Source organism: Thiocystis violacea (genome assembly GCF_016583565.1).
Taxonomy (GTDB): Bacteria; Pseudomonadota; Gammaproteobacteria; order Chromatiales; family Chromatiaceae; genus Thiorhodococcus; species Thiorhodococcus violaceus_A.
On sequence record NZ_NRRF01000020.1, the window covers coordinates 62510 to 75164 of the forward strand.

8 protein-coding genes and 1 pseudogene are annotated in these 12655 nt (G+C 65.1%); 7 read left to right on the plus strand and 2 right to left on the minus strand.

Translation table 11 applies throughout. The features are described from left to right. Nucleotides 1–40 precede the first annotated feature (40 nt). The 7 genes from CKO23_RS10455 (at nucleotide 41) to CKO23_RS10485 (ending at nucleotide 11004) form a co-directional block, all read left to right on the plus strand. Nucleotides 41–5002, plus strand: a complete 4962-nt coding sequence (locus tag CKO23_RS10455) for a 2-oxoacid:acceptor oxidoreductase family protein (protein ID WP_200330746.1) — start codon at nucleotides 41–43, stop codon at nucleotides 5000–5002. 330 nt (nucleotides 5003–5332) lie between these two features. Next, on the plus strand, nucleotides 5333–6712 hold the full coding sequence (rsxC, locus tag CKO23_RS10460) for an electron transport complex subunit RsxC (RefSeq protein WP_346014595.1): 1380 nt from the start codon (nucleotides 5333–5335) through the stop codon (nucleotides 6710–6712). Between the two features lie 48 nt (nucleotides 6713–6760). Further along, nucleotides 6761–7798 (plus strand): RnfABCDGE type electron transport complex subunit D, encoded by a 1038-nt coding sequence (locus tag CKO23_RS10465; protein ID WP_200330750.1) that lies wholly within the window; start codon nucleotides 6761–6763, stop codon nucleotides 7796–7798. An 80-nt stretch (nucleotides 7799–7878) separates the two neighbouring features. Continuing rightward, the gene (locus CKO23_RS10470; protein WP_200330752.1) at nucleotides 7879–8565 is read left to right on the plus strand and encodes an FMN-binding protein; all 687 of its coding nucleotides are present in this window, start codon (nucleotides 7879–7881) and stop codon (nucleotides 8563–8565) included. A gap of 18 nt (nucleotides 8566–8583) precedes the next feature. Continuing rightward, nucleotides 8584–9246: an electron transport complex subunit RsxE gene (gene rsxE / locus CKO23_RS10475; RefSeq protein ID WP_200330754.1), complete on the plus strand. Its 663-nt coding sequence runs from the start codon at nucleotides 8584–8586 to the stop codon at nucleotides 9244–9246. Next, nucleotides 9236–9826: an electron transport complex protein RnfA gene (locus tag CKO23_RS10480; RefSeq protein WP_200330756.1), complete on the plus strand. Its 591-nt coding sequence runs from the start codon at nucleotides 9236–9238 to the stop codon at nucleotides 9824–9826. The genes rsxE and CKO23_RS10480 overlap by 11 nt, the downstream gene beginning before the upstream one ends. 317 nt (nucleotides 9827–10143) lie before the next feature. After that, nucleotides 10144–11004 carry an oxidoreductase gene (locus tag CKO23_RS10485; RefSeq protein ID WP_200330758.1) on the plus strand — a complete coding sequence of 287 codons (861 nt, stop codon included), beginning with the start codon at nucleotides 10144–10146 and terminating at the stop codon, nucleotides 11002–11004. A 304-nt stretch (nucleotides 11005–11308) separates the two neighbouring features. Here the strand turns inward: CKO23_RS10485 and ribF are convergent, their stop codons facing one another. Further along, nucleotides 11309–12259: a bifunctional riboflavin kinase/FAD synthetase gene (gene ribF, locus CKO23_RS10490; RefSeq protein ID WP_200330760.1), complete on the minus strand. Its 951-nt coding sequence runs from the start codon at nucleotides 12257–12259 to the stop codon at nucleotides 11309–11311. A gap of 272 nt (nucleotides 12260–12531) precedes the next feature. After that, nucleotides 12532–12655: pseudogene (locus tag CKO23_RS26890) on the minus strand (IS1595 family transposase); the annotation flags it as partial.

Here is a 12655-nt window from a genome sequence, read left to right on the forward strand (position 1 = left end):
CGCGTCGCATGCGCGGGTGACTCAACACGAGAGAAGGTCCATGTTCGGAAAGAAAGACGAAAAGCAGTTCAAGTACCCTGGCACCCGTATGGCGATGGACGGCAACACCGCCGTCATCATGTGCGAGCGCGAGGCATCCGATGCCGCTGGCGCCTATCCGATCACGCCTTCCACTCAGATGGGCGAGTACTGGGCCGAGGAGGTCGCGAAGGGACACCTCAACATCTCCGGCAACCCGCTCATCTTCGTCGAGCCCGAGTCCGAGCACGCGGCGGCGGCCGTGACCGCCGGCATGTCCATGACCGGCCTGCGCGCGGTCAACTTTTCCTCCGCACAGGGCGTGGCCTTCATGCACGAGTCGCTCTACGCGGCCGTGGGCAAGCGCCTGCCGTACGTGCTGAACATCGGCTCGCGCGCCATCACCAAGTCGAGCCTCAACGTCCACTGCGCCCACGACGATTACCACTGTATCGACGACACCGGCTTCTTCCAGGTCTTCGGCAAGAATGCCCAGGAGGCGGCGGACCTCAACCTGATCGCGCGCAAGATCGCCGAGCTGTCGCTCACGCCGGCCGCCGTCGGTCAGGACGGCTTCCTGACGACCCACCTGATCGAGCCGCTCATGGTTCCCGAGCGTGCGCTGGTCGAGGAATTCCTCGGCCGTCCGGACGACATCATCGAGTGCCCGACCCCGGCGCAGCGCCTGGTCTATGGCGCGACCCGGCGTCGCGTGCCCCTGGTGTGGGACGTCGACAACCCGGTCACCTCGGGCTCCGTGCAGAACCAGGACGCCTACATGCAGTCCGTGGCCTCGCAGCGGCCCTACTTCTTCGATCACATCGAGCAGATCACCCAGCAGGTGATGGATGAGTTCCATGCGCTGACCGGACGCCGCTACCAGCGCGCCATGGGCTATCGCTGCGAGGATGCCGACTACATCCTCGTCGGGCAGGGCAGCATGGTGACGCAGGCCGAGGCCGTCGCGGACTACCTGCGCGAGACGCGCAAGCTTAAGATCGGCGTGGTCAACATGACCATGTTCCGCCCCTTCCCGGGCGACCTCATCGCCCGTCTGCTGCAGGGCAGGAAGGGTGTCGCCATCCTCGAGCGCACCGATCAGCCGCTGGCCGAGGATCTGCCGATCATGCGCGAGACCCGCGCGGCGCTGACCAAGTGCCTCGAAAACGGCATCGCCGCCAAGGGCGAGGAGCTGCCCTATCCGAGCTACCCGACCTATAAGCAGGGCGACATGCCGCGCCTCTTCTCCGGCTGCTACGGCCTGGGCTCGCGCGACCTGCAGCCCGAGGGGCTGATCGCGGCGGTCGAGAACATGCTGCCCGAGGGCAAGCACCGCAAGTTCTACTACCTCTCGATCGACTTCATGCGCCAGGCGACCGATCCGAAGGACGAGATTCGGGTTCAGCGCCTGCGCGACGCCTATCCGACCATCGGCGACATGGCCCTGCGCGGCAGCGAGAACCCCAATCTGCTGCCCAAGGGCGCGGTGACCGTGCGCATGCACTCGGTCGGTGGCTGGGGTGCCGTGACCACGGGTAAGAACCTGGCCATGACCCTGTACGACCTGCTGGGCTATGACATCCGCGCCAATCCCAAATACGGCTCGGAGAAGAAGGGTCAGCCGACCACCTACTTCCTGTCCGCGGCGCCCGAGCCGATCCGGCTCAACTGCGAATACACCTACGTGGACGTGGTTCTCTGTCCGGACCCGAACGTCTTCACCCACTCCAATCCGCTCTCCGGTCTGGACCGTGGCGGGCGCTTCGTCATCCAGTCGAGCCTGGAGAGCGCCGAGCAGGTGTGGGCCAGCTTCCCGCCGGCGGCGCGCAAGTTCATCGTCGAGCACGAGATCCGCGTCTTCTACATCGACGGCTTCAAGATCGCCCGTGAAGAGGCGTCCAATGCGGAGCTTCAGTTCCGCATGCAGGGCAACGCCTTCCAGGGCGCCTTCTTCGCGGCCTCTCCGCTGATGGAGCGCTCCGGGCTCGACGAGACCGGCCTCTTCGCCTCGATCGAGGAGCAGCTGCGCTCCAAGTTCGGCGCCAAGGGCGAGCGCGTGGTCCAGGACAATCTGCGCATCGTGCGCCGCGGCTTCGATGAGATCGTCGAGATCACCGACAAGTCCGTGATCGCCGGCCAGCTCCTGTCGCGCAAGGAGCCCGGGCTGCCGATGATGCTCAAGACGCTGCCGGAGAACGATGGGCGCGTCTCCGACGTGCACCGCTTCTGGGAGCAGACCGGTTCCTTCTACGCCTCCGGGCGCGGCAGCGACAATCTGGCCGATCCGCAGATGGCGCTGTCGCTGATGCCGGCCTCGACCGGCGTCTACCGCGACATGACGCAGATCCGTTTCGACTATCCGAAGTTCCTGCCCGAGAACTGCACCGCCTGCGGCAGCTGCTTCTCGGTCTGCCCGGACAGCGCCATCCCCGGTCTGGTCAACAAGGTGTCGGACGTCTTCGCGACCGCCATTGCGCGCGTCGAGCGCGGCATGCCGACGCAGCATCTGCGCCGCGAGACCCGCAACGTCGAGAAGCGTCTGCGCGACCTGATCGAGGCCGCCGGCGAGAGCGCCGACATGCCTGCGCTCATGGATCAGGCCGTGCTGGAGACCTTGGCCGCCTTCGCGGGCGAGCCGGAGCAGAAGGAAGCGGTCGAGAAGGAGTTCGGTCTCTTCATGCAGGCCCTTGGCGACTACCAGTTCGCCATCACCAAGCCCTATTGGACCAGCCGCGAGAAGAAGCAGAAGGGCAGCGGTGGGCTCTTCAGCATCACCGTCAATCCCTTCACCTGTAAGGGCTGCATGGAGTGCATCGAGGTCTGCAACGACGGCGCCCTGGTCGCCGAGCCGCAGACCGCCGAAAGCATCAAGCAGATGCAGGGCCGCTGGCAGATGTGGCTGGACCTGCCGACCACGGCCGCGGACTTCATCCGCATCGACGACCTCGACGACAAGGTCGGTGCCCTGGAGACCCTGCTGCTCGACAAGAGCAACTACCAGTCGATGGTCTCGGGTGACGGCTCCTGCATGGGCTGCGGCGAGAAGACGGTCATGCACCTCTTCACCGCCACCGTGACCGCCCTGATGCAGCCGCGCGTCAAACGCCACCTGGCCGAGATCGAGGATCTCATCAATCGGCTCGAGACCCATATCCGACTCAAGCTGGCGGCCAGCATGGATCTCAGCAATACCTCGGCGATCGCCAAGGCGTTGGATGCCCACAAGGACAGCGATCTGACGCTCTCCGAGCTGTCGGCGGAGCTGCTCGATCAGCGCGCCCAGCCGGTCGACCCGGAATGGCTCAAGTTCGTCTCCGGTCTGCTCGACAAGCTGCGTCACCTCAAGGCCCAGTACCAGGGGCGCTCCTTCAGTGGCACCGACGGACACCGTCGCGCCGACATGGGTATCGCCAACTCCACGGGCTGCAGCTCGGTCTGGGGTGCGACCTTCCCCTACAACCCCTATCCCTTCCCCTGGACGAACAACCTCTTCCAGGATGCGCCCTCGATGGCCATGGGCCTGTTCGAAGGCCACATGCGCAAGATGAGGGAGGGCTTCAGGGCCATTCGCCAGGCACGTCTGGAGCTGGAGGGGACGTTCAACGCCGCGGACCCGAACTGCAGCCTGACCTATTTCGACTGGAAGCAGTTCAGCAACGAGGAGTGGCTGCTGTGTCCGCCCGTGGTGGCGGTCGGCGGTGACGGGGCCATGTACGACATCGGCTTCCAGAACCTGTCGCGTGCGCTCATGTCCGGCACGCCGGTCAAGATCCTGGTGCTGGACACCCAGAGCTACTCCAACACCGGCGGTCAGTCCTGCACCTCGGGCTTCATCGGCCAGGTCGCGGACATGGCGCCCTACGGCAAGCAGTGGAAGGGCAAGACCGAGATCCGCAAGGAGATGGGCCTGATCGGCATGGCGCACCGCACCAGCTTCGTGCTCACCAGCTCGGCCTCGCATCTGACGCACCTGCTGGAGGGCTATATCGACGGGCTCAACTCGCGCCATCCGGCCCTGTTCAACGTCTACACCTCCTGTCAGCCCGAGCACGGCATCGGCGACGACATGTCGACCAAGCATGCCCGCATGGCGGTGGAGTCGCGTGCCTATCCGCTGTTCCGCTACGACCCGGACGCGGGCGCGAGCTTCGAGGAGTGCTGCTCGGTCGAAGGCAACCCGGACATCGACGCCAACTGGATCAACTGGACGCTCAAGTACAGCAACGAGAAGGGCGAGCCGGCCGAGATGGAGGTGCCCTTCACCTTCGCCGATTTCGCCATGATGGAAGGCCGCTTCCGCAAGCACTTCCGCAAGGCGCCGCCCGAGACCTGGAACGACTCCATGGTGCCCATGGCCGAGTTCCTGGAACTGTCGGTCGAGGATCGCGACGGCCTCTACCCCTACATCTGGGGCGTGGACGCCAAGAATCGGCTCATGCGGGTGCTGGTCGCTCAGGAGTTGGTGCAGAGCTGCGAGGAGCGGCGCGACTTCTGGACCCAGCTGCGCGGCATCTGCGGCGAGCTCAACAAGGTCGACATCGAGGCCGTGCGCAACCAGGCGAAGGCCGAGATCGCGCAGAAGCTCACCACGAGCCTCCTGGCCATGGCCGTCGGCGACGGCGCTGCCATGGCGGGTCTTGCCGGCGAGGCTCCCGCCAAGGGCAACGGCCACAACGGCAATGGTGCGGCACACCCCGGGGCGAACGGCTCGGGCAACAACGGGACGGCAACCGATTGGGAGCCCGTCTGGGTCGAGACACCAGAGTGCACCGCCTGCGACGAGTGCATCCGGATCAACCCCAAGGTCTTCAAGTACAACGCTGACAAGAAGGTCGAGATCGTCGATCCCAAGGGCGGTCCCTTCAAGGACATCGTGAAGGCGGCGGAGAAGTGCACGGCCAACTGCATCCACCCCGGCATGCCCTGGAATCCCTCCGAGGCGGGCCTGGACAAGCTGGTCACGCGCGCCGAGAAGTACCAGTAGCCCGCAACCAGCTGGCCCAGCTGGCCCAATCGGCCCATCTGGCTCCCACGCTTCGCGTGGGAGCACGTCAGCGACGCTCCAGCGTCGCGTGTCAGGGCCACTCACCGCTGGAGCGGTGTGACGGCATTCCCACGCGGAGCGTGGCAACGAGCACAGCCATCTGGCCACGCACCGCCAGAGCGGTGCGAACGCGTTCCTACGCGGAGCCTGGGGACGAGAGACAGTCGGGAGCGGATTTGGGCTCTACTTCGATCGGCGGTAAAAACGATGAAGCATCAAACAGCTGTGTTGGATTCGAAGCTCGCCCCGGAGGCGGGTCTGTCGGGGCTCGTGAAGCGGTTGAATACAGGTTTCCTGCGTCTCTTTCACGGTCACAAGACCTTCGATCACGGGATCTACCCGGTCGAGCACAAAGAATGGACGGCCGATAAGCCGATTCGTCGACTGCCGTTCGCCGACGAACTCGTGATCCCGCTGCTACAGCACAAGGGGCGGGCGGCCGTGCCCATCGTCAAGGTCGGCCAGGAGGTGGTGCGCGGCGAGCCGATCGCGCATGCCGATCACTTCGTCTCCGTTCCCATGCATGCGCCAGCGACGGGCGTCATCCGCGCGATCGGACTGGCACCGACCGCCGCCGGCCCCAAGACCCAGGCGATCTACCTCAAGGTCTATCACGCGGCCAGTCAGGAAGTGCTCTACGGCGAGCATCGCGAGCCCGAGCGGATGTCGGCAAAAGACATCATTCAGTCTATCCAGGACGCCGGTCTGGTCGGGCTCGGCGGCGGTGCCTTTCCGAGTCACGTCAAGATGCATCCGCCGGCGGGGCGGGTGATTCACACCCTGGTCGTCAACGGCTGCGAGTGCGAGCCCTACCTCACCTGCGATCACCGCATCATGCTGGAGCAGACCGATGCGCTGCTGCGCGGGATCATGATCGCGCTCAAGGCGACGCGGGCCGAGCGGGCCATCATCGGGGTCGAGGACAACAAGCTCGACGCCGTCGCTCATCTGCGTGCCCGGATCCCCAAGGATCTGCCGATCACCGCCGAGGCGGTGCAAACGAAGTACCCGCAAGGGGCCGAGAAGATGCTCATCAAGGCGCTGCTCGACCTGGAGGTCCCGGCTGGCGGACTGACGGCGGACGTCGGTGTCGCCGTGTTCAACGTCGGCACCCTGGCCCAGATGGGCGAGCTGCTGCCCAACAGCCAAGGGCTGATCGAACGGGTCGTGACGGTCAGTGGGCCGGCGGTCAAGCGTCCGGGCAACTTCATGGTGCCCATCGGCACACCGATCCGCTTCCTGCTCGATCAGGTCGGTGTCGACGGGGAGTTGGGTCAGGTGATTCTGGGCGGGCCCATGATGGGGATGGCGGTCGCCTCGCTCGACGTGCCGGTGACCAAGTCCGTTTCCGGTGTCGTTGCCCTGAGGCCCGAGCCCGAGGATGCCGTGCGCCGCCAGGTCTATCCCTGCATCAAGTGCGGCGAGTGCTTGAGTGCCTGCCCGATCTCCCTGAATCCGTCCATGCTCGGCGAGCTGGCGGCGGCCCGGGAATACGCCACCATGGAGGAAAGCTTCCAGCTGGATCAGTGCTTCGAGTGCGGCTGCTGCGCCTACGTCTGCCCATCGAACATCCCGCTGACGCAGTACTTCCGGATCGCCAAGTCCATCAACCGGGACGCCAAGAAGCACCACGAGCAGAAACAGCACTGAGTGCTGTCCACCCCACGACCGACAACTGACAACTGACAACTGCTCGAAATGGATAAAGGCATCGAAATCCGGACCTCCCCCCACCTCAAGCGGGTGATCTCCGTCGATAAAATCATGCGGACCGTGGTGCTGGCGCTGCTGCCGATCTGCGCCTTCGCGGTCTATCAATTCGGTCTCAGCGCGCTCTTGCTGCTGTTGACCACCACGGGCGTGGCCATGTGGACGGAGTGGTTCTTTGCGCGGCTCAGCGGCAAGGGCAACACCCTGGCGGACTGGTCCGTGGTCATCACCGGGCTGCTGCTCGGCTTGACCTTGCCGCCGGGCTTCCCGCTCTGGATGGCCGCGGTTGCCGCCTTCGTGGGTGTCGCCCTGGGGAAGGCGCTGTTCGGCGGGCTTGGCTACAACGTCATGAACCCGGCGCTGGTCGGTCGGGCCTTCGTGCAGGCGGCCTTCCCAGTCGCGATCACCACCTGGACGCCGGCCTTTGCGCCCGGTCGTTTCATGGAACTGATCCCCTCGACCCTGACACTGCCCTTCATGCAGCCGAACCCGGTCAAGGACTGGGTGGCGGGGTTGCATCTCGACGGCTGGAGCGGGGCCACGCCGCTGGCGATCCAGAAGTTCCAGCATATCGAGGCGCCGATCGCCGACGCCTTCAGTGGCATGATCGCCGGCTCGGCGGGGGAGACCTCCGCCTTGCTGATCCTCATCTGCGGACTCTGGCTCGCCTGGCAGCGGATGCTCGATTGGCGCATTCCGGTCAGCGTCCTCGCCGGCGCCGCGCTCATGGCCTTGCCCTTCTGGCTGATGGACAGCGGTCACTACCCAAGCCCTTGGTTCGTGCTCAGTTCGGGTGGGCTCATGCTCGCCGCCTGGTTCATGGCGAGCGATATGGTCGCCTCACCCGTCACCGCGCGCGGCGTCGTCATCTATGGGCTCTTCATCGGCAGTCTCACCGTCATCATCCGGCTCTTCGGCGGTCTGGTCGAAGGCGTGATGTATGCGATCTTGCTCGGGAATGCCCTGGGACCCTTGATCTCGAGCTGGACCCAGCCGCGGGTCTATGGGACGTCCAAGAAATCCTAGGCCCGCGCGCCCGTCGCCACTGCCACTGACCCGAGTGGATTCGCACAGCCCTATCACGCATCAGAATGCCGATTGAAGCCATGACTCTAGAAGCGCAGATCCAAACGCAGCCGCCGAGCACACCGGCCTGGGCCATGCTGCGAACACTGGGCGGCATCGCCATGATCTCCGGCCTCTTGGTGGCCCTGGTCTATCAGGTCACCTTGCCCATCATCGCGGAGAACCAGCGGGTTCTGACCGAGCAAGCGGTCTTCCGGGTGCTGCCCGGCGCCGTGTCCAAGCGCGATTTCGTCATCAACGGCGCGGGCGGTCTGGAGCCGGCGAGCGAGGGCGCGAGCGGCGAGCTGGTGTACGGCGGCTACGACGCCTCGGGAGTGCTGCTCGGCGTCGCCCTCACCGGGTCCGCGCAAGGCTATGCGGGTCCGGTGAATGTCATGTTCGCCTACGATCCGGCCTGCGCGTGCATCATCGGCAGCAAAGTGCTGAATTCGAACGAGACGCCCGGGTTCGGCGACAAGCTGGATCTCGACCCCGCTTTCCTCGCGAACTTCGCGGCTCTGGACGCGCGCCTGAATGCCGAGGGCACCGCCCTCGCCAATGAGATCGTCACCGTCAAGCACGGCACCAAGGCACAGCCCTGGGAGATCGATGGCATTTCCGGCGCGACCATTTCGTCCAATGCGATGGGGCGAGCGGCCAACAACGCCGCGCAGCGGGCCGTGCCGGCAATCCAGCGCGATCTCGCCTGGCTGATGCAACAGAAGTGAAGTAACGAGGCACTACGAATGGCTGAACTGCCGAACACCGAAGAACGCCTGACCCCAGATACCTTCCTGCGCGGTCTCTGGGAAGAGAACCCGGTCTTCGTCATGCTGCTCGGCATGTGTCCCGTGCTGGCGGTGACGAGCACGACCATCAATGCGCTCGCCATGGGGCTGGCGACTACCTTCGTGCTGGTGTCCTCCAGTCTCTTGGTCTCGCTCCTGCGCAGCTGGATACCGAAGCAGGTCCGAATCGCCAGCTACATCGTGATCATCGCCACCTTCGTGACCATCGTGGACTATGCCATTCAGGCGATCAGCCTCGAGCTCTATGCCGCGCTCGGCGCCTTCATCCAGCTGATCGTCGCCAACTGCGTCATTCTCGGGCGCGCCGAGGCCTATGCGTCCAAGCAGCGGATCATGACGACCCTGGTCAACAGCCTCGGGATGGGCGCCGGTTTCACGCTGGCCCTGCTGAGCCTGGGCGGTGTCCGGGAGATCCTGGGCAACGGGACCATTCTCGGGATCTCCATCTTCCCGGCCGACTTCCAGCCCTGGATCGTCATGATCCTGCCGCCGGGCGGCTTCTTCGTGCTCGGAGGCTGGCTCCTTCTGTTCAATTGGCTGCGTCTGCGCAAGGAGCGCAAAGAGGCGGAGCAGATCGGAGTAACCGCGCATGCACGCTGAGCCACTGTCGCTGATCTTTTTGAATGCGGCTATCGTCAACAACTTCGTGCTGGCGCTCTTTCTCGGCATCTGTCCCTTCCTGGGCGTCTCGGCGAAGAAGGAGACGGCCTGGAACATGGGGCTGGCGACCCTGTTCGTGATGCTGGTCAGCTCCGCCGCGGCCTTTGGCATCAATTGGCTGCTGACCGAGCTGGATCTGCTCTTTCTGCGGCTGATCTGCTACATCGCGGTCATCGCCTCGACGGTGCAGTTGGTCGAGATGTTCGTCAAGCGCTTCAGCCCGGCGCTCTTCCGCTCGCTCGGCATCTTCCTGCCGCTGATCACGACCAACTGCGCCATCCTGGGGCTGGCGTTGTTCCAAACCGCCAAGGAGTACGACTTCCTGCAGAGCCTGGTCTATGCGCTGGGCGCCGGTGCTGGCTTCACCCTGGCCCTGATGCTGATGGCCGGACTGCGCGAAAAGCTGGCGCTCGCCCGCGTGCCCTCCGTGAGCCAAGGTGCGGCCATGAGCCTGATGCTCGCCGGGTTGCTGTCGCTCGCCTTCATGGGCTTCGCCGGCCTGGGCGGTGGGCATGGTTAAGTTTCTGCTTGCGCCACTGGTGATTTTCGCCGTGCTCGCCGGCTGGGTGGCGGTTCAAAGTGCCTATGCGCGCTTTGCGTCCAGGCATCCTCGGCTGGGTCCATTTCGCTCGGAAGAGGGCGGCTGCTCCTGCGGCAAGGACCACTGCGACCGGCGCTGAGTATTCCATTTCCGGGTCTTGGGGCCGTTCGGGCTTTCGATGCCGCTCATCTGTGCGATGCGCGCACGCGCCGCGGCGCCCTTGACGACGGCCCGGTCCAATCGAACCTGCAATCAATCTTCGGCGGCCGCGCGCCGCAGGAGCGAGGAGTAAGAGGATGAATGAGCTACCGGCAGCAATCGGCCCAACGACCACGGCCGTCATCAAGGCGTCGCAGCGCCTGACCCCCGAGACCACCGACGAGGTGCGTCACATCACGCTCGAGGTCTTGGATCCTTCCTTTCAGTTCAGCGAGGGTCAGAGCGTCGGCGTCGTGGTTCCAGGCCCGCATGATTTCGGCAACGACTACCACCTGCGTCGTTACTCGATCGCGAATGCCCGCTCGCTTCCGGTCGGGACCGGTCTCAATCTGGATATCCTGGTGCGGCGCTGCTTCTATGTCGACGAGATCAGCGGCGAGCGCTATCCGGGCGTGGCGTCGAACTTCCTCTGCGATGCCAAGCCCGGCGCGCAGATCACGCTCAGCGGTCCCTATCTCAGCCCCTTCCGCATGCCGCTGGATAGCCGCGCCAACATCCTCATGGTCGGCACCGGGACGGGTATCGCGCCGTTCCGCGCCTTCGCCCAGCTGATCTACGAGCGCCGCGGCGACTGGAAGGGCCAGGTGCGCCTCTACTACGGCGGCCACAGCGGTCTCGACCTCATGTACAAGAACGACGAGACCACGGATCTTGCCCATTACTACGACGAGAAGACCTTCAAGGCCTTCCGCGCCCTGGGCTCACGCCCTCTCATGACCTCCTCGCAGGCACTGGAGCAGGGCCTCCATGACCACGCGGCCGAGGCCTGGCGCCTGATCAAGGAATCCAACACCCACGTCTTCATCTCGGGCCTGAGCAAGGTGGCCAAGGTGTTCTGCAAGGTCATGGCCGAGCAGGCCGGCTCGGAAGCGGCCTGGATGGAGGTCAAGGAACGGCTGGTGGAGGATGGTCGCTGGTCGGAGCTGGTCTACGACTGATCCCATCCCAGGTCGAGCTTAACGCTCGGTCCGACCGTTACGGCCCGCGCTGGGGCGGCGCTGGTCCTTATGGGGGGCGCCCTCTATGGCGGCTGGGGGGAGGCTATCCGGGCTATGACCTGGGAGCACCATCGTGGTGACACCGCAGAGCGGGGCGAGTGAGAAGGCGCCGCCGTCGCGTCTTCCTGAGTCACTCCTCGCGGAGGACAAGTGGGTGATGCCATCGGCCACCCCGGTCTTCATGTTCGACGGCACATGACCCGCGCGCGCGCAGCGGCGCGCGTCTGGGCCGATACCCCCGCGATCAGGGCGCGGTAACCCCTAGAAACTCCCGTGCAGCGGCGGCGTCGCGCTGGATCTGCGCCTTCAGGGCATCGAAGGACTCGAACTTCTTCTCGTCCCTGAGCCTCAGTGCAAGTTCCACCTCCAAGTGCTGTCCGTAGATCTGCTCGTCGAAGTCGAAGAGGTGGGCTTCGAGTCGAGCGCTCAGTCCACCCAACGTGGGCCGAGTGCCGATGTTGGCCACGCCGGGCCTGGCATCCGGCCCGAGTCCGCCTACCCGAACGGCATAGACGCCACGCACCGGGCTGACCCGGCGGTGCAGATTGATATTGGCCGTGGGGAAGCCGATCGAGCGCCCGCGTTTGTCGCCATGGACCACCCGTCCCTCCATCGCATAGGGGCGACCGAGCAGATGCTTGGTCTGCTCGAGATCCCCGCGCGCCAGGGCTTCGCGAATCCGCGTGCTGCTGATACGCTCCTCGCCCTGGGTGATGGTATGGAGATCTTCGACCTGGAACCCGAAGCCGGACCAGCTCGCCTCGCGCCCCATCGACTGCAAGAGGGTGAAATCGCCCGTGCGACCGCGTCCGAACCGGAAGTCGTCGCCGACCAGCAAGAAGCGCACACCGAGCCCCTCGATCAGCAGGCGCTGCACGAAGGTGTGTGCCTCCATGGCCGCGAGCTTGGGGCCGAACTCCAAGACCATGACCTGCTCGATCCCGCTGGCGCGGATCGCGTTCAGCTTCTCGCGCAGGCGCGTCAGCCGGGCCGGGGCGGCGTCCGGCGCAAAGTATTCCATCGGCTGGGGCTCGAAGGTGATGACGGTCGCCGGCAGGCCGAGTTCCCGACCGCGCGCCAGCAGGCGCTGAAAGACCGCCCGATGTCCCAGGTGTACGCCATCGAAATTACCGATGGTCGCGACACAGCCTTGGTCTGCTGGACGCAGATTGTGCAAGCCTCGGATCAGCCTCATTGAACTCTTGGTCGATTGCGAGCAGGGCGCCAAGTATACGCGGGAAGTCCCGGCAGCGGCATCGAACGGGGCAGGTGCCGACCGCTGGTTCATCCTGGTGCCCTGCCGCATGGGTCGCTGGGAAACCTGCTCGCCTCATAACGTTTGACTGGGCTCTCCACTTAACCGGAGTTCCTCCACGGACGGTTTGCGGGAGGGAGGTCGAGGCTTGGCGGGTGGCCATTTGCCCTCGGCGGGGTGGGGAGTACTGTTCGGGGTCGCTGGGTCAGTGCGAGTTCCTTGTAGCGCACAGGCTCGTTCGCAATCGCGAGTTCGAGTACCCGGTAGAACACCATCCCACGGCTGCGGGACCGCCGGCGGTTGAAGCGGAACACGAACTCGTTCAGGTAGCTGGCA